The 23504-nt window shown below is 71.2% G+C and carries 25 protein-coding genes and 1 pseudogene; 17 read left to right on the top strand and 9 right to left on the bottom strand.

All coding sequences use genetic code 11. The features are described 5' to 3' along the window. The first annotated feature begins 73 nt into the window (after positions 1-73). From FFG40_RS09770 to FFG40_RS09750, 5 genes are all read left to right on the top strand, one after another. The gene (locus FFG40_RS09770) at positions 74-976 is read left to right on the top strand and encodes a LysR substrate-binding domain-containing protein (RefSeq protein WP_111123921.1); all 903 of its coding nucleotides are present in this window, start codon (positions 74-76) and stop codon (positions 974-976) included. Between the two features lie 167 nt (positions 977-1143). Then, positions 1144-2760, top strand: a complete 1617-nt coding sequence (locus tag FFG40_RS09765; RefSeq protein ID WP_138803051.1) for a hypothetical protein — start codon at positions 1144-1146, stop codon at positions 2758-2760. Between the two features lie 227 nt (positions 2761-2987). Further along, positions 2988-4337 carry a hypothetical protein gene (locus tag FFG40_RS09760; protein ID WP_138803050.1) on the top strand — a complete coding sequence of 450 codons (1350 nt, stop codon included), beginning with the start codon at positions 2988-2990 and terminating at the stop codon, positions 4335-4337. 255 nt (positions 4338-4592) lie between these two features. Further along, positions 4593-6170 (top strand): putative Ig domain-containing protein, encoded by a 1578-nt coding sequence (locus FFG40_RS09755; RefSeq protein WP_138803049.1) that lies wholly within the window; start codon positions 4593-4595, stop codon positions 6168-6170. Between the two features lie 142 nt (positions 6171-6312). Next, positions 6313-6945: an FMN-dependent NADH-azoreductase gene (locus tag FFG40_RS09750; RefSeq protein ID WP_111047389.1), complete on the top strand. Its 633-nt coding sequence runs from the start codon at positions 6313-6315 to the stop codon at positions 6943-6945. A gap of 25 nt (positions 6946-6970) precedes the next feature. On the opposite strand, the gene FFG40_RS09745 is transcribed toward FFG40_RS09750, so the two are convergent. After that, entirely contained in the window at positions 6971-8014 is a 1044-nt protein-coding gene (locus FFG40_RS09745; RefSeq protein WP_185974152.1) for an MBL fold metallo-hydrolase, read from the bottom strand. 386 nt (positions 8015-8400) lie between these two features. Here FFG40_RS09745 and FFG40_RS09740 point away from each other — a divergent pair, with 386 nt between their 5' ends. The 5 genes from FFG40_RS09740 (at position 8401) to FFG40_RS17120 (ending at position 11443) form a co-directional block, all read left to right on the top strand. After that, positions 8401-9327 carry a hypothetical protein gene (locus FFG40_RS09740; RefSeq protein WP_143882748.1) on the top strand — a complete coding sequence of 309 codons (927 nt, stop codon included), beginning with the start codon at positions 8401-8403 and terminating at the stop codon, positions 9325-9327. 35 nt (positions 9328-9362) lie between these two features. Continuing rightward, the gene (locus tag FFG40_RS09735; protein ID WP_138803046.1) at positions 9363-9812 is read left to right on the top strand and encodes a hypothetical protein; all 450 of its coding nucleotides are present in this window, start codon (positions 9363-9365) and stop codon (positions 9810-9812) included. 143 nt (positions 9813-9955) lie between these two features. Then, the gene (locus FFG40_RS09730; RefSeq protein WP_138803045.1) at positions 9956-10999 is read left to right on the top strand and encodes an ATP-dependent DNA ligase; all 1044 of its coding nucleotides are present in this window, start codon (positions 9956-9958) and stop codon (positions 10997-10999) included. Positions 11000-11141: 142 nt separating this feature from the next. Beyond that, positions 11142-11303 (top strand): hypothetical protein, encoded by a 162-nt coding sequence (locus FFG40_RS17125; protein ID WP_163343780.1) that lies wholly within the window; start codon positions 11142-11144, stop codon positions 11301-11303. Next, positions 11300-11443: a hypothetical protein gene (locus FFG40_RS17120; protein WP_181440222.1), complete on the top strand. Its 144-nt coding sequence runs from the start codon at positions 11300-11302 to the stop codon at positions 11441-11443. Before FFG40_RS17125 ends, FFG40_RS17120 begins: the two co-directional genes overlap by 4 nt. A gap of 227 nt (positions 11444-11670) precedes the next feature. Here the strand turns inward: FFG40_RS17120 and ligD are convergent. Further along, positions 11671-12519, bottom strand: a pseudogene (gene ligD / locus FFG40_RS09725) (non-homologous end-joining DNA ligase); the annotation flags it as partial. A gap of 157 nt (positions 12520-12676) precedes the next feature. On the opposite strand from ligD, the gene FFG40_RS09720 reads away from it, so the two are divergent. From FFG40_RS09720 to FFG40_RS09710, 3 genes are read left to right on the top strand one after another with little or no spacing between them, the layout of a single operon-like run. Beyond that, complete coding sequence (locus FFG40_RS09720; protein ID WP_221935166.1) at positions 12677-13513, top strand: DUF429 domain-containing protein; 837 nt, start codon at positions 12677-12679, stop codon at positions 13511-13513. Positions 13514-13522: 9 nt separating this feature from the next. After that, positions 13523-14725 carry a glycosyltransferase gene (locus FFG40_RS09715; RefSeq protein WP_138803042.1) on the top strand — a complete coding sequence of 401 codons (1203 nt, stop codon included), beginning with the start codon at positions 13523-13525 and terminating at the stop codon, positions 14723-14725. Then, positions 14722-15333 (top strand): uracil-DNA glycosylase, encoded by a 612-nt coding sequence (locus FFG40_RS09710; RefSeq protein ID WP_138803041.1) that lies wholly within the window; start codon positions 14722-14724, stop codon positions 15331-15333. Before FFG40_RS09715 ends, FFG40_RS09710 begins: the two co-directional genes overlap by 4 nt. A 51-nt stretch (positions 15334-15384) precedes the next feature. On the opposite strand, the gene FFG40_RS09705 is transcribed toward FFG40_RS09710, so the two are convergent. Further along, a complete protein-coding gene (locus FFG40_RS09705) occupies positions 15385-15813 on the bottom strand; it encodes a DUF6892 domain-containing protein (protein ID WP_138803040.1) in 429 nt (142 codons plus the stop codon). Positions 15814-15910: 97 nt separating this feature from the next. On the opposite strand from FFG40_RS09705, the gene FFG40_RS09700 reads away from it, so the two are divergent. Together FFG40_RS09700 and FFG40_RS09695 are read left to right on the top strand one after the other, a co-directional pair. Then, positions 15911-17356 (top strand): APC family permease, encoded by a 1446-nt coding sequence (locus FFG40_RS09700; RefSeq protein ID WP_138803039.1) that lies wholly within the window; start codon positions 15911-15913, stop codon positions 17354-17356. A gap of 172 nt (positions 17357-17528) precedes the next feature. Next, on the top strand, positions 17529-18149 hold the full coding sequence (locus tag FFG40_RS09695; RefSeq protein WP_138803038.1) for a hypothetical protein: 621 nt from the start codon (positions 17529-17531) through the stop codon (positions 18147-18149). Positions 18150-18153: 4 nt separating this feature from the next. Here the strand turns inward: FFG40_RS09695 and FFG40_RS09690 are convergent, their stop codons facing one another. From FFG40_RS09690 to FFG40_RS09680, 3 genes are all read right to left on the bottom strand, one after another. Further along, positions 18154-18588, bottom strand: coding sequence for a hypothetical protein (locus FFG40_RS09690; protein WP_138803037.1), 435 nt, complete (start codon positions 18586-18588; stop codon positions 18154-18156). 96 nt (positions 18589-18684) lie between these two features. After that, entirely contained in the window at positions 18685-19158 is a 474-nt protein-coding gene (locus FFG40_RS09685) for a DUF6264 family protein (protein ID WP_395876601.1), read from the bottom strand. After that, positions 19131-19511 (bottom strand): membrane protein, encoded by a 381-nt coding sequence (locus FFG40_RS09680; protein WP_027465186.1) that lies wholly within the window; start codon positions 19509-19511, stop codon positions 19131-19133. Before FFG40_RS09680 ends, FFG40_RS09685 begins: the two co-directional genes overlap by 28 nt. 90 nt (positions 19512-19601) lie before the next feature. On the opposite strand from FFG40_RS09680, the gene FFG40_RS09675 reads away from it, so the two are divergent. Further along, positions 19602-19934: a hypothetical protein gene (locus tag FFG40_RS09675; RefSeq protein ID WP_035808197.1), complete on the top strand. Its 333-nt coding sequence runs from the start codon at positions 19602-19604 to the stop codon at positions 19932-19934. A gap of 7 nt (positions 19935-19941) precedes the next feature. Here FFG40_RS09675 and FFG40_RS09670 read toward each other — a convergent pair whose 3' ends face one another. Beyond that, entirely contained in the window at positions 19942-20442 is a 501-nt protein-coding gene (locus FFG40_RS09670) for a DUF427 domain-containing protein (protein ID WP_138803035.1), read from the bottom strand. A 218-nt stretch (positions 20443-20660) separates the two neighbouring features. On the opposite strand from FFG40_RS09670, the gene FFG40_RS09665 reads away from it, so the two are divergent. Further along, positions 20661-22073 (top strand): amino acid permease, encoded by a 1413-nt coding sequence (locus FFG40_RS09665; protein ID WP_110865115.1) that lies wholly within the window; start codon positions 20661-20663, stop codon positions 22071-22073. Between the two features lie 43 nt (positions 22074-22116). Here FFG40_RS09665 and FFG40_RS09660 read toward each other — a convergent pair whose 3' ends face one another. Together FFG40_RS09660 and FFG40_RS09655 are read right to left on the bottom strand one after the other, a co-directional pair. Further along, complete coding sequence (locus FFG40_RS09660; RefSeq protein ID WP_138803034.1) at positions 22117-23118, bottom strand: AraC family transcriptional regulator; 1002 nt, start codon at positions 23116-23118, stop codon at positions 22117-22119. A 116-nt stretch (positions 23119-23234) separates the two neighbouring features. Further along, positions 23235-23432 carry a hypothetical protein gene (locus FFG40_RS09655; RefSeq protein ID WP_027465181.1) on the bottom strand — a complete coding sequence of 66 codons (198 nt, stop codon included), beginning with the start codon at positions 23430-23432 and terminating at the stop codon, positions 23235-23237. Between the last annotated feature and the right edge of the window lie 72 nt (positions 23433-23504).

Here is a 23504-nt window from a genome sequence, read left to right as displayed (position 1 = left end):
GGAAGTGAGCGTTCCTGATGGATACCGTTCAGTTGCGCTACCGTTCCGGTCGTGACCCGGCTAGCGTCGGACCATGCTCGACGTCCGCCGTCTCGTGCTCCTCCGTGAGCTGTCCATCCGCGGCACGATCGCGGCCGTCGCCGAGGCGGTGAACTTCACCCCGTCGGCGGTCTCGCAGCAGCTGAGTGCACTGGAGCGGGAGGCCGGCGTGCAGCTCCTCCGCAAGGCCGGGCGGCGGCTCCAGCTCACCCCGCAGGCCGAGGTGCTGGTTGCCGCGGCGGGCCAGGTGCTCGACGTCCTCGAGCACGCGCAGTCCCAGGTTGAGGAGACCCTGTCGTCGGTGCAGGGTCGCGTGCGGGTCGCCGTGTTCCAGTCGGCGGCCCTGGCCCTGATGCCGAGCGCCCTGCACGAGATGGCCACGGAACACCCTGACGTCCGGGTCGAGATGGTGCAGCGCGAACCGGAGACCGCGCTGAACGAGACGTGGGCTCGCGACTTCGACATGGTCATCGCCGAGCAGTACCCGGCCCATGCCGCTCCGCACCTGCCCGGGCTCGACCGGTCCGACCTGACGACGGACGCGGTCCGGCTCGCCCTGCCCCCGCGCGACACGGCGCTGCGCCCGGTGTCGTCGCTCGAGGACGCCCGCACCATGCCCTGGGTGATGGAGCCCCGCGGGACCGCGTCGCGGCACTTCGCCGAGCAGGTCTGCCGGCGCTGGGGTTTCGAGCCCGACGTCCGGTACGAGACCGCCGACCTGCAGACGCAGATCCGCCTGGTCGAGTCGGGCAACGCCGTCAGCCTGATGCCCGACCTGATGTGGACCGGTCGGACGACGACCTGCCGGCTGCTCGAGCTGCCCGAGCGCCCGCGTCGGACGATCTTCACGGTGGTCCGCGCCGCTGGCGCGTCGTCGCCAGCCGTGCGCGCACTCCGCGCCGCGCTCGAACGTGCCGCGTCCGTCGTCGGAGCGTGACACGGCGGTCTGGAGGCGCGGCTCGGGTCCGGCACGACGGCTGCGGACCTCCGTCGCCATCGTGATCATTCCGTGATCGAGCGATCGTCAGGACTGGTCAGCGGGCGACATTCCCTGAGTAGAGGACGCTGATCCGGCGTCCCACCCAGGCATCCGAGGGGGATCCCGTGAACCAGTCCTGCAAGTACACTTTCCGCCGCAGCGCGGCGATCGGAGCGGCGATCGCGATCGTCACCGCTTCGTCGGCGTTCGGCATCGGGGCGAGCGCCGCCTCCGCAGCGACCGACGAGACCGCTGCACCGAGCACCACCGCGACGTCGGCTCCGCAGGACGCGACCACCGCGAACGCCGCGACCGACACCACGGCGGCCGACACCGACACCGGCACCGACACCGCTCCCGACACGGCGCAGGCCGCACCGGACGGCGAGACCGCCGACCCGGCACCGGCGCCTGCACCGGCACCGGCACCGGCACCGACCGACGAGACGGCGACGCCGGACACCACCCCGGCCGCGACCACACCGCCCGCCGCGGGCACCGCGACGACGACCCCCGCCGCCGCAGACCAGCCCGCCCCCGAGGCATCGACGCCCGTCACCTGGGCGGAGCCGTCGAGCAAGGACGCGCCGATCGTCCTCACCGCGACCGCCGGCCAGCCGTTCTCGCACACCTTCACCGCCCAGGGCGGCGACGGCCCACTGGAGTACCTGTTCAACCCGCTGAACTTCGACCCGACCAACGACATCAACGGCTGGTCCTGGAACGAGCAGACCGGTGTCCTGAGCGCCACCCCGAAGAGCACGTTCGACGGCCCCGCACTGTTCCAGGTCACCGCGACCGACCTGCACCAGACCGCCGTGCAGTACGTCCAGGTCGACATCGAGCCCGGCGCCCCGGTGGGCGTCACGTTCAGCGTCGACAGCTCGGACTCCGACGTCAGCTGGCAGGTCGACGCCGACGGGACGATCCGGGAGTACGCGCCGGGTGGCACCGGTGACACCGTGGTGTCGGAGGTCCCCGCCACGGTCGGCTCCTCGATGACCCTCGCGGGTCTGGCCGTCGACGCGCTGGGCAACCGCACCACCCCGGGCGACGAGTACCCGCGCTCGACCGTCACGAGCACCACCGCGTCCGACGGCGTGGTCTGGGACCCGAACTGGTCGGCGAACACGGTGACGTTCTCGGAGCCGGGCACCCGCACACTGACGGTGTCCGAGGGCGGCGTCTCGACCTCGTTCACGGTCCGCGTCTCCGAGGCCCCCGCTGCCGTCGCCGGCATCACCATCGGCGTGCTCCCCGCGGACGGGACGTCCGGCGACCGGTGGGGCGTCGAGGGCGACGTGATCACCTACTACCCGGCGGACGGCGACCCGCAGCAGGTCGACGCGATCCCGGCCCGACAGGGTGACCGGGTGCAGATCCGCGCCCTGGCCGTGGACGCCGACGGGCAGCCGGTCGGTGACCACACCGACCTCACCTTCACGAGCGACGTGGCCAGTGACCGCATCGAGTACGACCCCGAGGCTGTGGCCACGTGGGTGACCTTCGAGCACGCGTCGCCGCACACGATCACCGTCGCGTCCGGAGACGTGTCGAGCACCGTCCGCTTCGAGGTGCAGCCGACGGCGACGACCACGGTCACGACCGCCCACACGCCGACCGAGTCGGGCACCCTCGCGTACACCGGTGCCGACGAGTCCGGCCCGCTCGGGTGGGCCCTCGGCCTCCTGGCATCGGGCGCCGGCCTGCTCGTCTGGCGCCTGCGTCGCCGACTCGGCTGAGGCACGTCACAGCGACCGCCTGACGGACCGGAGGCGCGGGGCAGGACCGTCCCGCGCCTCCGGTCCGTCTTTGCGCGATTCTGTGAAAAACCCCAGATGAGAGCCGGTAGTACCGAGATGAAACCGTAATCTCCGGTAGGGGTCGGAACGGGTCCGCGAACCGTAACGTCAGCACCGAGGAGCGCGCGGGCACCGCGTGCTCACCACCAGACTCCCGAGGGGGAACCATGCACCAGTCCACCAAGCCGCCCGTCCGCCGCGCGGCGACGATCGGCATCGTCGTCGCGGCGACCGCCATCGGCTCGGTCATCGGCGTCGGCGCGCCCGCGACGGCGGCGATGCCGACGGGGACGACGACACCGACGAGCACCACGGCGACCTCCACGGCCGCCAAGACACCGAGCGTCAGCCCGACGCCCGGCGCCGGCCCCGCCGCGAAGGCCACGGACAGCGCCAGCCCGGCGGCAGCACCGGGTGACGGCAGCGACCTCGCGTTCACCGAGCCGTCGACCCAGGCCGCCCCGATCGCCCTCACCGCGACGGTCGGCACGCCGTTCAGCCACACGTTCACCACCACGGGCGGCAACGGCACCGTCGGGTACGCCATCCAGGACGCCCCGTCGGCGCACTACACGGTGAACGTCGAGACCGGCGTGCTGAGCGGCACGCCGACGACCGCCGGCACGTTCGACTTCGAGGTCGTGGCGCTCAGCGGCTCGACACAGGTGACCGAGTACGTCCGCCTGACCGTCTCACCGTCGCCGGTCGTCTTCACCGAGCCGTCGACGAAGGCGAAGCCGCTCGCCCTCACCGCCACCGCCGGCGCGACGTTCACGCACACGTTCCGCACCACGGGCGGGACGGGGTCGCTGGCGTACGCGATCCAGGACGCACCCTCGTCCGACCTGACCGTCAACGTCGAGACCGGGGTGCTCACCAGCACCGTGACCACCGCTGGCACGTACGACTTCGAGGTCGTCGCCCTCCGTGGCACCGCGACCGCCACGGAGTACGTGCGCCTGACCGTCCTGCCGGCCGCACCCATCGGGGTCCGCGCGATCGTCGACACCGGCACACCCGGCGCAACGGGCTGGTCGGTCGCGCCCGGTGGCGTCATCAGCGCGTTCTCCGGCGGGGGCGAGCCCCTCGGCACCGTCGCGTCGATCCCCGTCCAGCAGGGCGGCTCACTGGTGGTGTCCGGCCTCGCCGTCGACCGGTTCGGCAACGCGACCGCGCCGGCTTCCGTGAGCACCGGGTTCGGCGCGACGGTGACGAGCTCGGTGGCGTCGGACCGGGTCGTCACCGATCCCCGGGGCGACGCCTCGAAGGTGACGTTCCCGCACGCCTCGGACCACCGTCTCACCATCACCCAGGGTGGCGCCTCGACCACGTTCGTCGTCGCCGTCCGTCCCGTCGCCACGGCCGCGGTCGCGACCACGACGAGCGGCACCGGCGGCACCGGCGGCACACTCGCCTACACCGGCGCCGACGAGACCACGCCGTTGGCGTGGGCCCTGGGGCTGCTCGCCGCCGGCGGCGGGCTGCTGGTGCTCCGCCTGCGCCGCCGTCGCGCCTGAGACGCGACCGACGAGCGCACGGGAGGCCCGGTGCCAGCTGGCACCGGGCCTCCCGTCCGTCCTTCCGCACGCACGCAGGCGAGCCGCGCCTGCGGCGGTCAGGCGGTTTTCCGCACGCACCCCCAACCCGGGTCACATTCCGATCAATGAGCCCGGATCGGCAACGTCATCCCGCTACGATCCGAGAACGCCGACATTCTCGGCAAATTCACATGATCCGGGCACTGCGCCCGGACCGACCCCTGGGGGGAACCCGTGCACCGCAGCACCTCCACCGTCCGTCGCGCCTGCGCCGTCGGCACCACCGTGGCACTCGTCGGCCTGACCACCGGCCTCGGCATCATGACCGCGACGGCCGCCAACGCCGAGACGATCGTCACGCCGCAGCCGATCTCGGCCGTCGAGACGCCGACCCCGGCCGACGGCATCGAGACGCCCACGCCGACGGACCCGTCCGCCGAGACGCCCGAGACCCCGGTTCCGGTCCCTGGTGACGAGGAGACCCCGGCGGCACCCGCCCCCGAAGCCACCGACGAGCCCGCCGCGCCGGAGACCACCGCGCCGACCGCCACCGAGGCGCCGAAGCCGACCGCGACCCCGAAGCCCGACGTCACCGCGAAGGCCGCCGACGCCACCGTCACCATCGCGGGCTCGGCCAAGGTCGGCACCCGACTCGTCGCCGTCGTCACCGGTTTCGACGACGAGGCCGGCTACAAGTACTCCTGGACCGACCAGGACGGCAACGTCCTGTCGAAGGCCGCGAGCTACGTCGTCGACCCGACCGACGTGCGCAAGACCATCACGGTCGCCGTGACGGGCACGCTGCCCGGCGCGACCGAGGCGAACACCGTCACGTCCGCGGCCACCGTGCCCGTGACGCAGAGCCCGGCGTTCCTCGGTGCGGACGGCGAACCGACCACGGCCGGCGCCAGCCGGAAGAGCCCCCTCGTGCTGACCAGCACCGCCGGCGACTCCTTCTCGCACACCTTCCGTGCGCAGGGCTTCCCGGAGCCGACCTACAGCCTCTCCTGGTTCAGCCAGGACGACGCCGACTTCGCCGACGAGTACCCCGGGGAGTCGGACCCCGAGGAACAGCTCCCCTACGAGCTCTCCTTCGACGCGTCCACCGGTGAACTCAGCGGTACCGCCACCCTCGCGATGGACTCGGAGTTCGCCGTCACCGCGACCAGCGGCACCGAGTCGGTCACGCAGTACGTCTCGATGACCGTCGAGGCCGCTGCCCCGGTCGGCGTCATGGTCTACACGACCGACCGCGCCGGACTGTTCGACGAGAGCGACGACGACGACACCGAGCGGACCAGCTGGATCATCGAGCCCGACGGCAGTGTCTACACGCTCGGTGAGGAGGACTTCACCGTCGGCGGTCGCCCGACCGTCAAGCAGGGCGGCACGCTCGTCATCCAGGGTGGCGCCGTCGACCGGTTCGGCAACCCCATCGGTGGCTTCGACGACGAGACCCCGGAGATGCCCGTCGTGACCTCGGACGTCGCCAGCGACGTGATCGCCCCCGACCCCGACCTCGGTGACCTCGGCCTGGTCGACGTCACGTTCCCGCACGCGTCGATCCACAACCTGACCGTCGCCTCCGGCGCGTTCAGCACGTCGTTCGCCGTGGACGTCCGGCCCACGGTGGCCCCCGCCGTCGCTCCTGTCCCGGTCGCCGCGCCGGGAGCGCCGGTCAACACCGGTGGGACCCTCGCCTACACCGGCTCGGACACCACCGACGCACTGCCGTGGGCCCTGGGCCTGCTCGTCGCCGGTGCCGGCCTCATCGGCGCCCGCTTCGCGCGTCGTCGTCGCGCCCAGCGCTGACACCCTGAGTCGTCTCCCGTCCGTCGCGTGCCCGCGCGTCGGACGGGAGGCCCGTGACGGCCCCGCCTGTTCCTCCACCGGAACAGGCGGGGCCGTTCCCGCATCCGCGCCCGGCCGAGTCCGCGCCGGTAGCGTTGGCGACATGCCCACGCTGCTGCACATCGACTCCTCGGCCGACCTGTCCCACTCCCGCTCGCGCGCACTGACCGCGGCCTTCGCCGACGCCTGGCGCGCCCGTGGCCCGGAGTACACGGTCGTCCGGCGGGACCTGCACGTCGACCAGCTCCCCCACCTGGAGAGCTCGGCGCTGCACTGGGCCGCCGCCGACCGCACCGCCGAGGAGACCGTCGCGCCCGAGGCCGAGGCCCTGCGCCAGGAGGTCATCGACGAGCTCCTGGCGGCCGACGTCGTCGTGGTGGGTGCGCCGCTGTACAACTACACCGTGCCGTCGACCCTGAAGGCCTGGATCGACCGCATCCACGTGCCCGGCATCCTGACCGGTGGCGTGCAGCCCCTGGCCGGACGACCCGTCGTCACCGTGGTGAGCCGCGGCGCGACCTACGACGCCGGCACCCCGACCGAGGGCTGGGACCACGGCTCCCCCGTCCTGCACATCGTGCTCGGCACCGCGCTCGGCATGAAGCTGTACCCGATCACCGTCAGCGCGACCCTGGCCGACCGGCTGCCGGACCTCGCACCGCTGGCCGACCACGCCGCCGCGGAGTTCGCCGACGCGAAGACGACGATCGAGCGCCTCGCGACCACGCTCGGCTGAGCCGCGCCGCCGCGGACGCCTGAGGTCAGGCGGGCCGGATCTCGCCTGCCCGCCCGAGCAGCTCCGCGTGGAAGGCCGTCTGCGTCAGCGCGCTCGCGAGCAGGAACCCGGTCATCGACTCGATCCCGCCGCTGAAGGGCACCCGGGCCGCGACCTCGAACAGCGTCGGACGGTCCAGCGCATCGAGGGCCGCGGCGACGTGGCGTGAGCGCTCCTCCCGGTGCCGGGCCAGGGTCTCGGCACGGGTGACGACGTCACGGAACCGGTACTCGTGCCCCGGACAGACCTCGAGCTCGGCGTACGGGTCGAGCCGCGCGAGCGAAGCCAAGTAGTCCCCGAGCGGGTTCGTGCCGGTCCGGCCGCCGAGCCCGATGCCGGAGTTGATCCGCGGTAGCACGTGGTCGCCGGAGAACAGCAGCCCGTCGGCCTCGTCGAGGAAGCACACGTGCCCGGTCGTGTGTCCCGGGGTCCAGAGCGTCCGGATCGTCCGACCGGGGATCGGCAGCAGGTCGCCGTCCTCGAGCAGCACGTCCGCGTACGGCGCCTCGATCCGGCCCATCCCGATCCGGCGTCCGCTGCCCCACGCCTCGACGACCCCGGCCCGCAGGTGTTCGGGCAGCCCCCACGTCGCGATGTCCGCGTCGTTCCGCTCGGCGTCGGCGCGTTCCCGTTCGAGCGCACGGACCTCGAGGCCGTGCATCGCCACGCGGGCACCCGTCGCCCGGCGGAGGGCCGCCGCGGCACCCAGGTGGTCGGCGTGCAGGTGTGTGACGGCCACGAGCGACACGTCGTCCAGGGTGCGTCCGATCACGGCGAGCCCGTCCCGCAGCTCGGCGAGTCCGCCGTCGGCCGACCACCCGGGGTCGATCACCGCGAGCGAGCCGTCCGACCCCTCGACGACGTACACGAGGGTCGCATCGGGCACCCCGAACCGGAACGGCACCGCGAGGGTCCAGATGCCCGGCCGGACCTGCTCGACGGGTGGCAGGACGCCGTCGCGGAGCGCGGCGGCCTGCACGGGGCTGATCGGTTCCGGGGCCGGCGCTGCCGGCGGGGGCACGGTCGTCACGCCGGCCACCCTACCGACGCGGGCCGTTTCGGCGACAAGAGCAGCACGTTGAAATGTTTCGTTCTGACGTTGTCATTCCAGTATCTTTGGATCGTGATCGCTGAGGATCACGACGAGAGGAATCCATGCGCAAGTTCACAGTCCTGATCGCGAGCGTCGGTCTCGCGGCGACATCGATGACGATCTCGCCGTTTGCAGCAGCGAACGCTTCCCACGGGCCGACCATCGGTGGAACAGCGACACGGGCAGACGGATCACCGTTCTCGAGGGGCGCGCCGGTCGCACTGTTCGCAACTGCTCGCGATCGTGCCGACTCCGCGGTGGGCCGGACCGTCGAGTCCGTTCGCGTCGCGACCTCCCGCGTCGGAGCGAGTGGGGCCTTCGAGTTGACCATCGAGGACATCGCGACGGTCGAAGCGTTGGCGGACGAGTCCGCCGTCGTCGACTTCGAGGTCCGCGCCGTCGACGGGACTGCACTGGCCCCGTTCTCGATCAGCCGCAAGATCGTCCACGCCGACGGTCGAGTGGTCCTGGCCGACCCGGACTTCGACCGGGAGACGTCACATGCTCGGGCAGCTGCGACCGTCGAACCGCTGCAGATCACCGGAACCACCACCGTCGAATCCCCGATGGAAGCCGGCGTGATCGAAGAAGAAACGGCTTCGACGGTCCAGGGTTCGGGCGCAGCGCCGATGACGCAGGTGTGCGGGGAGACGAAGACCAAGAACCTGGGTACCCGTCGTGTGCTGGTCGGGGCGACCTACGCGATGGCCGGATCGACGACCGGGAGGTTCACGTACAAAGCCGGGGCTTCATCCAGCCTCGGAGTGGCCTACTCAGCCAGCGGCCGAGGCGGAACCTGGTCGAGGGCAGGCGCCACGAGTCGGTCGTCGACCGCCGGCGTGAGCTTCGGATCTCGCACGGGCGGCACCGCGTACTCGACCTACTTCACATACGGGCAGTACGCCCAGTGGTGCCGACCGCTCGGAAGCTCGAAGAACAACGTGTACAACCACGTCGTGAAGGCGAACGGCTACGCGGGGGGCTCCTACGTCAAGAAAGCTCCCGCTCCGTCGGCGAAGTACTGCACTCCCTTGAGCCGACGAGACACGGTCACGCGAAAGACGACGACGTCGAACACGTGGAGCAACGCGGTCAACTTCAGCGGTCCGCTCGGGGTGAACCTGACGGCGAAGACCGGTTGGTCGTCGTCGGCTTCGATGTCCTACACGAACAACTCATCGTCGAACAAGCGCATCTGCGGAACAAACGGCTACTGGGGAGGCACGCCCGTCCGGGCGGTGACCAAGTGAAACGCGCTGGAGCTCCTGCTCTCGCGGTGGCCCTCGTGCTCGGCATCACCTCGTGCACACCTTCGACGAACGGGCCGCTCCGGTTCACCGACAGCGGCACTGTCTGGTGCCAGAGCGCCCGTCTCGATGGTTCGATCGGCATCCCCATCGACAGGGAGAACGGTCCGTCCATCGTGGTCACCGGCATCAGGACGCCGGAGCAGACGGGCGTGACGACGCACGAAGTCCTGTTGGTTCCGGTTTCCCCGTACAGCAGGACGGGATCCGTGTCGTGGCCGTTGACGGAGGAATGGGGCGATCCGAAGTCTGCGATCGGCCGGTCCGTTCCGGCAGGGAAGCACTTCGACCTCGCCATCCACCTCTCACGTGACAAGGGAACTTCAGGTACGACGGGACCCATCTTCATCGATTACCAGGCCGACGGTCGCTCGTACACGGCCGACACCTCCACGCAGGTGGAGATGGAGCCGGACTGCCGAGGCTGAACATGCTGCCCGCGCATGGTGAGCAGACACGGTCGGATACGGGCCGCCAACCCGACCGTTTCTGCTCACCGAGCGCACGCGCGGGGCGTGGCGCGGGCCTCCAGTCAGACAGCCCCGCCGACGCGCGCGAGTAGACAGGACCCATGGAGATCGCACCGATGCTCGCCAAGGCCGTCGCCACCGTCCCCGACCCGGACAGCACGAAGGGCGGGCTGCGGTACGAACCCAAGTGGGACGGCTTCCGCGGCATCGTGACCATCGACGGCGACGACGTCGAGATCGGCAGCCGCGGCGCCAAGCCGCTCACCCGGTACTTCCCCGAGCTCGTCGAGGCGTTCCGCGCCCAGTTCGGCGGGCGCGACCACCCGGTCGTCCTGGACGGCGAGGTGATCCTGCGCTCCGGCGAGCCCGGTGCCGAGCGCCTCGACTGGGAGGCGTTGTCGCAGCGCATCCACCCGGCGGCCTCGCGGATCGCCAAGCTCAGCGTCGAGACCCCGGCGCAGTTCGTGGCCTTCGACCTGCTGGCCGTCGACGGGCAGGAGCTCCTCGACCTACCCTTCGACGAGCGTCGTGAGCGCCTGGAACAGCTCGGCGACGGGATGGCCGACCCGCTCTTCGTCACGCGCACCACGCTCGACGTCGAGCAGGCGCGCGAGTGGCTCACCACCTTCGAGGGCGCCGGGCTCGACGGCGTCGTCGCGAAGCCCCGCGCGCGGCCGTACGAACCGAACAAGCGCTCGATGCTCAAGATCAAGCACCACCGCACCGCCGACGTCGTCGCCATCGGCTACCGCGTGCACAAGAGCGGCTCCGGAGTCGGGTCGCTGCTGGTCGGCCTGTACGACGCGGACGGCGAGCTCCGCCAGGTCGGCGGCGTCTCCGCCTTCTCCGACAAGCGCCGGGCCGCGTTGATCGGCGAGCTCGAGCCCGTCGTGCTCCGCGATGCGGACGGGAGGCCCGTCACCGGTGACGGGGAACGGTCGCGGTTCTCGTCGGGGCGCGACACGTCGTTCGTCCGGCTGGCGCCGGAACTGGTGCTCGAGGTCCGGTACGACCAGATGGAGGGCGACCGGTTCCGGCACACCGTGCAGTTCGAGCGGTGGCGGCCCGACCGTGACGCGACGTCGTGCGGGTTCGAGCAGCTCGAGGTGCCGAGTGCGTACGACCTGAGCGACGTGCTGTCCTGACGCGGAACGCACTGCGGTGTCCATTTGTCGCTGTTCTGTCACGTTCGGGGAAAAGTAGTTAGTCGAACTAGCGAAGCCGTGCCAGGATGATCTCAGCAGCACGAGGCGTCCAGTCCGGATGCCCGGATCGGAGCGGATCGACATGAGCACCAGCACGCTTGTCCGCCACCCTCGGCGGAGCCCCTTCACAGAAGTCCGAGAGGCACGGCGCCAGCGCGTCCTGCAGCTCAGCGCGGTCATCAGCGCCATCGCCGGCGTGACCGCCACGGCGCTCGCTCTCGTCACGGTCGGACTCGGCTCGTGATCGTCGACGGCATCACCGACGTGCACCGCGGCACCTGGTCGCGGCTCACCCGCCTGCACACCGCCAGCATCGGACTGCCGACGCACACCACGCGCGTCGAGGATCCGGACCGTCAGCGGGACGTCCCCTCCGCAGCCTGAGGCTCGGTTCGACTCGGCTGGGTCCGGCTGGTCGGCCGCTCGGCTGCTCGGCCTCAGCTCGGCTTCTTCGCCCGTGAGGGCTGCACGCGCGGCGGCTCCCCGGGCATCTTCGGGAAGTCCGGCGGGAAGGGCAGCTCACCCTCACCGTTCGCCAGGTCCCGCTCCCACCACTCGAGCAGCGGTGCGATGCTGCCCGGTTGCTCCCCCATCGACTCCCACGGGTCGCCGGTGGTCCGGAGCCGCTCCGGCACCGTCCGGATCGTGAAGGTAGTCGGGTCGGCGGTCCGCAGTTCCTCCCACGTGATCGGCGTCGACACCGAGGCGTGTGCCAGGGCCCGGGGGCTGTAGGCACCGGCCATCGTGCGGTCGCGGTTCGCCTGGTTGAAGTCGACGAAGATCCGCTTCCCCCGCTCCTCCTTCCACCACGCCGTCGTGACCCGGTCGGGCATCCGTCGTTCGAGTTCGCGCGCCGCGGCGATCACCGCGTGCCGCACGTCGAGGAACTCGTGCTCGGCGCGGATCGGTGCGAACACGTGCAGGCCGCGGTTGCCGCTCGTCTTGATCCAGGTCGTCAGGCCGACCTCGTCGAGGACCTTCCGCAGCTCCTCGGCTACCGGCACGGCGTCGCCGAAGTCCGTGCCGGGCTGCGGGTCGAGGTCGATGCGGAGCTGGTCCGGGTGGTCGCTGTCCTCGGCCCGAGAGGCCCACGGGTGGAACACCACCGTGTTCATCTGGGCGGCCCACACCGCCACGGCCGGCTCGTCGATCACGAGCTGCGGGTGCGACCGGGCACTCGGGTAGGTCACCGTGACCGAGCGGACGTAGTCGGGCGCACCCTTCGGCGGGTTCTTCGAGAAGAACTGCTCGCCGTCGACACCGCCCGGGAACCGCTGCAGTGAGATCGGCCGGTCGCCGTTCGCCCGCACGAAGGCGTCGCCCACCGTCACGAGGTACTCCGCCAGGTCGAGCTTCGTGATGCCCGCCTCGGGCCAGAGCACCCGCGAGGGGCTGCTGATCCGGACCTCACGGTCACCGTCGGGCCCCGGCACCCGCACCGTCGTCGCTTCGCTCGCCATGCAGCGGACCGTACACGCGTGCCGGCTGCCCGCCCGCAGCCGGGTGTGCGCCGCCGCGCTCCCGCTGGACACCGGTGTTCCCTGGTCGAACACGCGCAGGCCGGTGTTCAGCGCGCGGACACCGGTGTCTTGCGGGCAGGGTCGGCAGGATGGGCGGGTGAACGCGTACCTCGGCATCGACCTCGCGTGGGGGCTCGGCTCCGAGCGCAAGGCCGCGAACGAGACCGGGCTGGTCGCGATGGACCACGACGGCACGATCACCGACGCCGGGTGGGCCCGCGGGGTCGACGCCGTCACGGACTGGATCGCCGAGCACCTGGGGCCACGATCCCTGATCGCCGTGGACGCCTCGCTCGTCGTGACGAACCCGACGGGCATCCGCGAGTCCGAGCGGCAGGTCGGGCAGCGCTACGGCCGGTGGAAGGTCGCGGCGAACCCGACGAACCAGGCATCGGCGGCGAGCGCCGGCTCAGCGCTGCTCGACCGGCTGACCGCGCTGGGCGTGGGGTACGTCTCCGACACGGACTCGATGCGCCGACGCACCGGTCCGGCGGTGTTCGAGTGCTACCCGTACACGACGCTGGTCGGGGTGGAAGAGCTCGGCTACGACGTGGAACGACCCCGGTACAAGCGGCTCGACCTCCGGATCCCCGCCGCCGAGGCACGTGCCCGTCGCGCCGAGGCCTTCGACGAGCTGGTCCGGCGGCTGCGCGAGACCCCGCTCGACCCGCCGCTGCTGCTCGACTCCCATCCGCTGACGCGGCGGCTCGCAGACCCGTCGGTGCTGCACGGTCCGACGCACAAGCACCGCGAGGACCTGCTCGACGGGGCGCTGTGCGCGTGGACGGCGGCGTTCTGGGAGCGACACGGCGACGAGCGCGTGCAGATCCTGGGAGGTGATCCGGCCCTCCCCACCGACACGCCGGACGAGGCGGGCCGCCGGCCCGTCGTGGTGGCGCCCGCGCGCCCGTCGCAGCGGAGGCCGCGCGGCTAGGGTTGAGCGGTGAGCGCGACGATCGAACCCCTGCACATCGGGCTGGTGTCGCTGCACACCTCCCCCGGAGACGAACCCGGTTCAGGCGAGGTCGGCGGCATGAACGTCGTCGTCCGGCACCAGGCCGAGGCGCTGGCCGACCGGGGCCACCACGTGGACATCATCACGCGCCGGTCCGCTCCGACGCAGCCGGACTCGGTGTCGCTCGTACCGGGCGTCTGCCTGCGGTTCCTGTCCGCGGGGCCGGCCGAGCCGGTGCCGAAGGGTGAGCACGACGCGTTCATCGAACCGTTCCGTCTCGAGCTCCAGCAGCTCGGGCCGTTCGACGTCCTGCACTCGCACCACTGGTTCTCCGGTGCCGCCGCGCTGCCCGTCGCCCGCGAGCGCGGCATCCCCCACGTGCAGTCGTTCCACTCCATCGCCGCCGACCCGGCCACGCCGCTGTCCGAGGGAGAACGCCCCGAGTCCGCGGGCCGCATCGCCGGCGAGGAACTGCTGGCTCGCGAGTCGGACGCCGTCGTCGTGGTGTCCGAGGCCGAGGCGTCGACCGTGCGCACCCGGCTCGGCGGCGACGACGCCCGCATCTGGATCGTGCCGCCGGGGGTCGACGGGTCCGTCTTCCGGCCCGCCGCGGTCGGTGCGCGCCGCGCCGCCACCCCCTACGTGGTCGCGGCGGCGCGCGTGCAACCGCTCAAGGGCCTGGACCTGGCGATCGAGGCGATCGCCGACATCAGCCTGGAGGCCCGCCCCACCCTGGTCATCGCGGGCGACGTCTCGAGTGAGGCGGGTGACTACGTGGACGAACTGCGTCGGCTCGCCGACGCGCGGGGCATCGCCGACCACGTCACCTTCATCGGGCCGCAGTCGCGTGCCGACCTGGCGTTCCTGTTCCGTGGCGCGGCAGCCGTGCTCGTGCCGTCCCACTCCGAGACGTACGGGCTCGTCGCGCTCGAGGGCTCCGCTTCCGGGGTGCCGGTCGTGGCCGCCGCTGCCGGGGGCCTGCGTGAGGCCGTGGTCGACGGTGAGACGGGCGTCGTGCTCGAATCCCGCGATCCGCAGGCGTGGGCTGACGAGATCGAGCGGATCCTGACGGATGCGCCGTACGCCGCCGGCCTCGCCGCTGCGGGCCGGGAGCACGCGGAGCGCCTGAGCTGGGAGCGGTCGGCCGCGGGGCTCGAGGACGTCTACCGCCGGGTGCTCGGGCGATCGTGAGCGGGACGGGCGGTCGGTTCGCCGCGTTCTGGGCGGCACTCGACGCCGTGCCCGTCGAGTCGGACGCCGAGGCGCTCTACGACGTCGGATCGGCCGAGGGACGGCTGCGGCGCGCGAACCTGACGCGGTACCTGGAGCAGTCCGGGGCGGGGGCCGACACGTTGCTCGTGGCCGAGGCCCCGGGGTGGCGCGGCATGACGAACACGGGTGTGCCGTTCACGAGCATGCGCGAGCTCGGGCCCGGGTTCTCGGCGCCGCCGGAGCCGACGGCACCGTGGGAGGCCTCGTCGCGCGTCGTGCACGCCGCGATGGAGGGCTGGCGCGGTGCGCTCCCGGTCGCGTGGGCGATCTTCCCGCACCACCCCTTCGTGGCACCGGACCGGCTGACGAACCGGACACCTCGGCCCGCCGAGGTCCGCTCGGGCGCGCCCGTCGCGCTCGCGCTGCTGGAGGCCCTCGGCGGCGCGGACCGGGTCCGGGTGGTCGCGGTCGGTCGGAAGGCGCAGGGAGCGCTCGCCCTGGCCGGCATCGAGGCGATCGCCGTGCGGCACCCGGCGCAGGGCGGCGCGAAGCAGTTCACCGAGCAGCTGCGGGCGCTGGACCGCTAGCCAGCTGGTCGATCGCGCGGGCGTCCCGGTCGCATCCTGGTCGCGTCCTGCTCAGGCTGAGCGGACCTCGACGCCCTTGGCCGCGAGCCGCTCGGCGACGTGGGCAGGCAGTGGTGCGGCGGCGTACACGGTCCGGAGCTCCGGCAGGTCGAGCAGGTCGTCCCAGTTCTGCGGGTCGAAGCGGTCGTCCGAGCCGTCCCAGCCGGGGTGGACGTCCCGCAGCACCTCGAGGTCGGAGTCCACCGTGATCTCGGTGACGAGCGCCAGGTGCGACGGCAGCAGGTCGAGGTCGTCGTAGTACTCGCGCGCCCGGTCGTCCTGCCCGTCGACGTCGAGGTCCTCGTCGGTCTCGTCCTCGGCGTCCGGGTCGTAGGGGTCGAGGACGTCGAGGTCGTAGCAGAGGACGTCGAGCACCAGGAGCTTCGCGTTGAAGTCCGCGAACTCGATGGGCTCCTCGGTGGTGTTCGACTGCTGGTCCATGGCCGGAGCGTATCCGTCGCCGAGCGACCGTGTTGCGATCGCGAGAAACCTTCCTGTGGGACTGGACAGAAAGGCACCTCGCGCGCAAGGGTGACGCATGGCCACCACCAAGACGGACCGCCCACAGCAGGAGCAGCACGAGCTCCGCCGGGTCATCGGTCCCAAGCTCCTGCTGCTCTTCATCGTCGGAGACATCCTCGGCACGGGTGTCTACGCGCTCACCGGTCAGGTCGCGGCCGAGGTCGGCGGGGCAGCGTGGCTCCCCTTCCTCATCGCGTTCGCGGTCGCGCTGCTGACGGCGTTCTCGTACCTCGAACTCGTGACGAAGTACCCGCAGACCGCCGGTGCCGCCCTCTACGTGCACAAGGCGTTCGGCATCCACTTCGTCACCTTCATCGTGACGTTCATCGTGATGTGTTCCGGGATCACGTCGGCGTCGACGGCATCGCGGGCGTTCGCGGCGAACCTCGGCGCCGGGTTCGGCATCGAGCTGCCGAACGGCGTGGTGATGCTCATCGCGATGGGCTTCATGCTCGCGGTGATGTTCATCAACTTCCGCGGGGTGAGCGAGAGCGTCAAGACGAACGTCGTGCTGACGCTGGTCGAGCTGTCCGGTCTCGTCATGGTGATCCTGATCGGGTTCTGGGCGATCGCGGGCGGCAACGCGGACTTCTCGCGGGTCGTGATGTTCGAGACGCCGGAGGACAAGTCCCTGCTGATGTCGATCAGCACCGCGACGTCGCTGGCGTTCTTCGCGATGGTCGGGTTCGAGGACTCGGTCAACATGGCCGAGGAGACCAAGGACCCCTCGCGCATCTTCCCGAAGATCATGCTCACCGGCCTCGGCATCACCGCCGTGATCTACGTGCTCGTGTCGATCTGCGCCGTGGCCGTCGTGCCGATCGGTGAGCTTGCCGGCAACGAGACCCCGCTCGTCACCGTCGTGCAGACCGCCGCGCCGGACTTCCCGATCGCCGACCTGCTGCCCTTCATCTCGATGTTCGCCGTCGCCAACACCGCCCTGATCAACATGATGATGGCGTCGCGCCTGCTCTACGGCATGAGCAAGCAGGGCGTGCTGCCGGGCTTCCTGTCCCGCATCTCCCCCGCCCGCCGCACCCCGTCGACCGCGATCGTCTTCACCACGCTCATCTCGCTGCTGCTGATCGGGTGGGTCTCGCTCGACCCGGACTCCCCCATCGTCGTCGTCCTCGGTGGCACCACCTCGCTGTTGCTGCTGACGGTGTTCGCCGTCGTCAACGTGACCGTGCTCGTGCTACGCCGCGACAAGGTCGACCACAAGCACTTCCGGGCCGGCGTCGTCATCCCGGTCATCGGCATCGTCACGTGCCTGTGGCTCGTCATGCCGTTCTCGTCCGGTCGTGACCCGCAGCAGTACCAGATCGCCGGCGCGCTTCTGGCCCTGGGCGTGCTGCTCTGGGTCCTGACCTGGTTCACCCACGGACGGAAGCAGGCCGAGAAGGCCCCGACCGGACTCGTGACGGAGCCGACGAAGGTGCAGCGCCCTCCGCACGACAGCTGAGCGCGTACACGTCCTGACGGTTCTGGTGCGCGAAGCCCTGCGCTTCGTGAACCAGGACCGTCACTCGTGGAGCGTGCGATCACGGCGGGCCGCCGCACGCTTCCCAGGAGGCGCCCGTACGCTCGTGCTGCTCTTCCTGCTCCGCCCGCCCAGCCCGTCGAGAGGTCCCGTCATGCGCCGTGTCGGCATCACCGTCGCCTCGGTGTTCGGCGCCGGGATCGTGGCGGTCGGCATCGGTGTGGTCGTCCTCGTCGTGATCGCGGTCAACTCGCTCGCCGGCATCGCGAAGTCGAGCGCCGCCACCCCGACTCCCGCGTGCCCGGCCGTCGCCTCGAAGACGATCGGCGGCATGGTCGTGCCGGCCGGACCCGTCGGTGGCTTCTGCCAGGACCGCCTGGTGAACGCCGCGCACGTGATCGAAGCCGCCCAGGCGCTCGGCATCGGTCCGCACACGCAGGCCGTCGGGGTGATGACCGCGATCGGCGAGTCGAGCCTGGTGAACCTGGACCACGGCGACGCCGCGGGCCCGGACAGCCGCGGCCTGTTCCAGCAGCGCGACAACGGCGCCTGGGGCACGTACGAGCAGCGGATGGACCCGTACACGGCCGCGTCGATGTTCTACGCGAAGCTGGTGAAGGTGCCCGGCTGGAAGACGATGAGCCCGACGCAGATGGCGCACGCGGTGCAGATCAACTCGGACCCGGACCACTACGCGAAGTCGTGGCCGCAGGCGAAGGCGATCGTCGAGGAGCTCACCGGCCAGGACGTGCCGGACGCCGCGCCCCAGGGCTGACCACTCACGAGGCCACCGGCTGCGTGTCCTCGTCGAACTCGACGATCGCGGCTCCGCCGGAGTGCACGACGACCTGGGCGCGGAGCCGGATCGTGTGCTCGTCGAGGGCGCACGCACAGGCGTCGACCCACTCCCAGTCCACCGGGTAGAGCCGGTCCGCGTCGGGGCGCTCCCACACGAGCACGACGTCGACGGCCCCGAGCTGCGCCACGATGTCCGCGATCAGGGCCGCGAAGTCGTCGACGTGTTCGTCCGGGGAGTACGGCAGGTCGGCGATCGGCAGCAGGAACGGGATCGACATCCCACGGTCGTCGAGGAACAGCACCCAGCACTGCCGGCGCAGCGGTCGTTCGACGACGGCTTCGACGAGTCGGACGACGTCGTCGTCGGTACGGACGGGTTCACGGATCAGGCGGTCGAGCATCTCGGTGTCAGGCATGGCTCCAGCGTGTCGGTCCGACCGCCGCCACCGAGGCGCACGCCGGCTTCTGTGGAGAGACGCCCGGCACTCCCCCGCCTGTGGAGGAAGAAGCGCCTAGATGCCGTGCGTGACCGAGCTGTCGACGAGCAACAGCGAGGCGAAGAACACCGCCACGATCGCCGCCATGCCGACGAGCACCACCGGCCAGGTCAGCCGCCGCCGCACGAGCCGCAGCACACAGACCGTGATCGTCGCGACCAGGACCGCCGCCACGACGATCGGCCCCACGACGACGACCGAGTCCCCCAGCGTCTCGTTGCACGTGTTGCCCGGCGCCCCGCACGACACGAACGCGAGCGACATCAGCCGGATCCCCCACCCCGCTGCCAACGCGCCGACCGTCAGCACGACGAGCAGGGCGGTGGAGGCGACCAGGTCCGCGACGCGGCTGCGACCTGCCAGGGGGTGGCGGGCCTCCCGACCGAAGCGTGACGGGCCGGACCCGAGCGGATCCGGACCCGCGCCGGGGGCCGGGCCACTCTGGCGCGCGGGCGCGCCCATCAGGAGCGCCGGCCGCGCGTCGACCAGAGGGCGAGCGCGATGAGGACGGGCTGACCGAACAGGCGGACGAAGCGCTTCTCGTCGCTGTCCAGACCGAAGGCGTCGCGACGGTTCACCCACTGCGACAGGTTGCCGGGGAAGATGACCGTGAAGAACAGGGCCGCGACCGAGCCGACGAAGCGGCGGGCCGGCTTCGGAGCGAGCACCAGGGCCGAGCCGAGCGTGATCTCCGCGACCCCGGACGCGAGCACCGTCGTGTCGTCGTCCAGGGGGACGAAGTCGGGCACCTGCGCCGTGAACTCCTTGCGCGCGAAGGTGAGGTGGCTCGTGCCCGCGACGACGAGGGCCAGGCCGAGCAGGACGCGGAAGAAGGAACGCATGCCTCCATGGTGCCCGTTCCCGCGATCGGGTGCCCGCGCTGCGCGACCTGGACGTGCTCGAAGCGAGGTTCACTCGCTAACATGCGGTCCATGGGAGCAGTTGCTCGTGACCACGAACCGCCGGCAGCCCCGGCGACCTTCGCGGTGCTGCTCGGACCGGTCGCGTTCTACCTCGGCATCATCGTGCCCGCGCAGTCCACCGTGCGGCACGTGCTGCTCGGTGCGGTGTTCGGGCTCGTGTGCGTGCTGAGCGGCTGGCGGGCGATCCGGATCGCCGGGCGTCGGCGCGCGGTGCAGGTGTGGTCGTGGATCGGCATCGTGATCGGGACCGCCGGGCTCGTCATGCTCGTCTGGCAGGTGCTCGTGATCGTGACCGGGGGCGCGTTCCCGCCGCCGTTCTGGTCGCCGTACGCCAACCGCTGACGCGGGGTCACCAGCCGAGCGTGCCGGGCGCGCCCTTGAACGGTCCGACGATGTCCGCCGTGATCCAGCCGCCGTAGAAGTCGCCGTCCTGCGCCTGGACCCGTTCGCCACCGACCTCGCACGAGTTCATCGCCGACGGGTAGATCGCCACGCGTTCCCGCAGCGACTCGTAGCCGGGCACGGGCGTCGGGTAGTTCCAGGCGGCACGGCTCGCGACCGTCCCGGCACCGCCGACGACGTCGAAGTAGCGCGCCAAGCCCTTGAACTCGCACATGCTCGAGCCGGGTGCCTTCACGAGCGCACCCTCGGCCAGGTCGGCCATCGGCAGGTAGTAGACCGGCGGGTGCGAGGTCTCGAGCACGCGGACGGCGTCGGTCGTGTCGGCGACGACCGTGCCGCCCAGACGGACGACGACGCGGGCGGTGACCCGCTCGACGGCGGGTGGGCGGGGGTAGTCCCAGACGGACTCCTGGCCGGGGCCGGGCTCGGTCCTCTTCGGGTGGCGCATGCTCCAGGTCTACGCCCGGTGTCTGCGGTGCAGCCGCGTGCGTGCCTCGCGCCCCCGACCTTTCGCGCTGAGCGACAGCTCACGGGCTCGGCGGCGCGAGAAGTGTCGTCCAGCGCGAAACTCCGCCCGGCCCCACCGCCGCGCACGCGCGCAACCCGCCGCCCGAACGCCCGCAGCCCACCCGTGCGCACGGCCGCCTCCGGGTGCACCATGGGCGGGTGACGACGACGACACGCACCCTGTTCCGACGGAAGCCCATCGACACGATCGATGACGAGGCCGGGGGCGAGGGCGGCCTGAAACGGCACCTCGGCCTGTGGCAGCTCACCGCGATCGGCATCGGCGGCATCATCGGTGCCGGCATCTTCACCCTCGCCGGCACCGTCGCGAACGGCGTCGCCGGGCCCGCGGTGCTGATCAGCTTCCTGGTCGCCGGGGTCGCGAGCGCCGCCGCAGCACTGTCGTACGCCGAGTTCGCCGGGCTCATCCCGAAGGCCGGCAGCGCGTACACGTACGGCTACGCGGTGCTCGGCGAGATCGTCGGGTGGTTCATCGGCTGGGACCTGCTGCTCGAGTACACGGCGATCGTGGCGGTGGTCGCGATCGGCATCTCCGGCTACGTGGGGTTCCTGGTCGGCCAGTTCGGCATCGACCTGCCCGCGTGGATGCTCGGCGCCCCGGGCACCGGTGACGGGCACGTGATCGACGTCTTCGCGATCGCGCTGTGCCTGCTCACCGCGTTCGTGCTCACGCGCGGCATCCGCAGCGCCGCCCGGTTCGAGTTCGTCGCCGTCGGCATCAAGGTGGCGCTCGTCGTGCTCATCGTCGTGCTCGGCGTGTTCCACATCAACAGCGCGAACTACTCCCCGTACTTCCCGTTCGGGTTCGGCGGTGTGATGACCGGTGCCGCGACCGTGTTCTTCGCGGTGTTCGGTTACGACGCCATGTCCACCGCGGCCGAGGAGTCCACCGATGCCCGCAAGCACATGCCGAAGGCGATCCTGCTGTCCCTCGGCATCTCGATGGTGCTGTACGTCCTGGCGACGCTCGTGCTCACGGGGATGCAGAAGTACACCGACATCGACCCGGCGTCGGGCTTCTCGTCGGCGTTCGCGTCGGTCGGGCTCGGTGGTGTCGCCAACGTCATCGCGATCGGTGCCATCGTCGGCATCGTCACGGTGCTCGTGACGTTCATGCTCGGAGCCTCGCGCGTCTGGTTCTCGATGAGCCGCGACGGCCTGATGCCGAAGTGGTTCGCGAAGACCGACCCCAAGCGGCACGTGCCGACCCGGGTGACCTGGATCCTCGGCATCGCGTCGGCGATCCTGGCCGGGGTGCTGCCGATCGGTGTCGTCGCCGAGCTCACGAACATCGGCATCCTGCTCGCGTTCGTGGTGGTGTGCTCGGCCGTGGTGGTGCTGCGCTACCGACAGCCCGACCTGGACCGCCAGTTCCGGCTGCCGTTCATGCCCGTCATCCCGATCATCGGCGTCATCGCGTCGCTGTGGCTCGTCACGTTCCTGCAGTGGGAGACGTGGGTGCGGTTCGCGATCTGGTTCGCGATCGGCCTCGGCGTGTACTTCGGGTACTCGCGGAAGCACAGCAAGCTCGCCGAGCCGGCGAAGCGCTGAGCGCCGCCGACGAAGCGCCGCGCACAGCCGACGCCCGCGCCCCTCAGCGCCGCAACGTCTCCCGCGGGTACTCCCCGAACCGGTTCGCGTACACCGAGGCGAACCGCCCCATGTGCGCGAAGCCCCACCGCCGGGCGACGTCCGCCACCGAGGTCGCCTGCGGGTCGAGGATCCGCAGTTCCTCGTGCACCCGTCCGAGCCGGACCTCGCGCAGGTACGTCATCGGCGAGCGCTCGAACGCCCGCTGGAACGACTCCTGGATCCCCCGGATGCTGAGCCCCGCGGCCTGCGCGATGTCGGCGACGGTGAGCGGTTCGTGGGCGTGCGCCTGGATGAACTCGACCGCGGCCCGGAGTCGTCCGTCGCTGCGGGTGCCGTAGCCCGCTGGGAACCGCTCGGCCTGCAGCGGGTACATGCGGAACAGTGCCCGGGCGACGTCACGCTGCGCCTCGTGCCAGGCGAGGGACTCGTCGCCCTCCTCCCGCAGCGCACGGAGCGCGCCGGACACGGCGGTCCGCCACTGGCCCAGAGCTGCGGAGTCAGGCGTCGTCGTGGTGTCGAACACCATGGTGCCGTCGACCAGGTGGTCCTCGGCGGCGACGTCGAGCACCAGGTCACGGCGCAGGTGCACCAGGCGCTGGTCCCAGTCCTGGTACTCCATCTCGAACCGGCGCTCGACGGGGAACAGCGTCGGGACGCCGGGCTGCATGCGGACCTCGTCGCGGCCGACGTCGACGCGGGCCTCGCCGCGTTCGAGCCACTGCACGACGACCTCGCCCTCGGTGGCGACGTCACCCCGCAGGTACCCGTGCATCTGGGAACGGCGGACACTCAGCCGTTCGTCACCGACACCGACGTACTTGAACCAGTAGTCCTGGTCGAGGGCTCGGGAGTACCAGGCCTTGCCCGCGTACATGCCGGCGAGCGAGCTGATGGCGTCGTCGGTGTCCTGACCGGCCACGGCGACGAGCGAACGCGGCGGGGCCGGGCGTGCAGCAGGATCGGAACCCGGAGCGGGCGTCTGCGACTCGGTCGTGTCGGTCACGGGAACACCTCTCTCTCGTCGAGCAGAGCGGTGTGACCACGTGCGTTGTGTTGCCGACCTGCCCTCTCACGCTAGGGAGCAGCGGGTGGTCGTACAACCAGGTTGCGCTCTGCGGCCTAACGGCCGGTCCAGCGCACCCAACCGTGCACCTGAGCCGCCGCGCTCTCGAAGGACGAGTGCCCGCCGGTCAGCGAGTGGTCCGGGGAATCGACGGTGTACGTGTCGGTCCGGGTGATGTCGCACACGACCTCGGCGTCGATCCACCCGTTCCAGTGGTCGGCTGAGTCGCGTACCCACCGCAGTCGGTCCGGCATGAGGTTCCAATCGATTCCGTGGACCGCTGTCGTCGCGCTCCGAGTTGGACGGTAGTCCTGCCAGATGTCCGT

The sequence above is a fragment of the Curtobacterium sp. KBS0715 genome, from assembly GCF_005938005.2.
GTDB lineage: Bacteria > Actinomycetota > Actinomycetes > Actinomycetales > Microbacteriaceae > Curtobacterium > Curtobacterium flaccumfaciens.
This window is presented reverse-complemented; position numbering and strand designations above follow the sequence as displayed.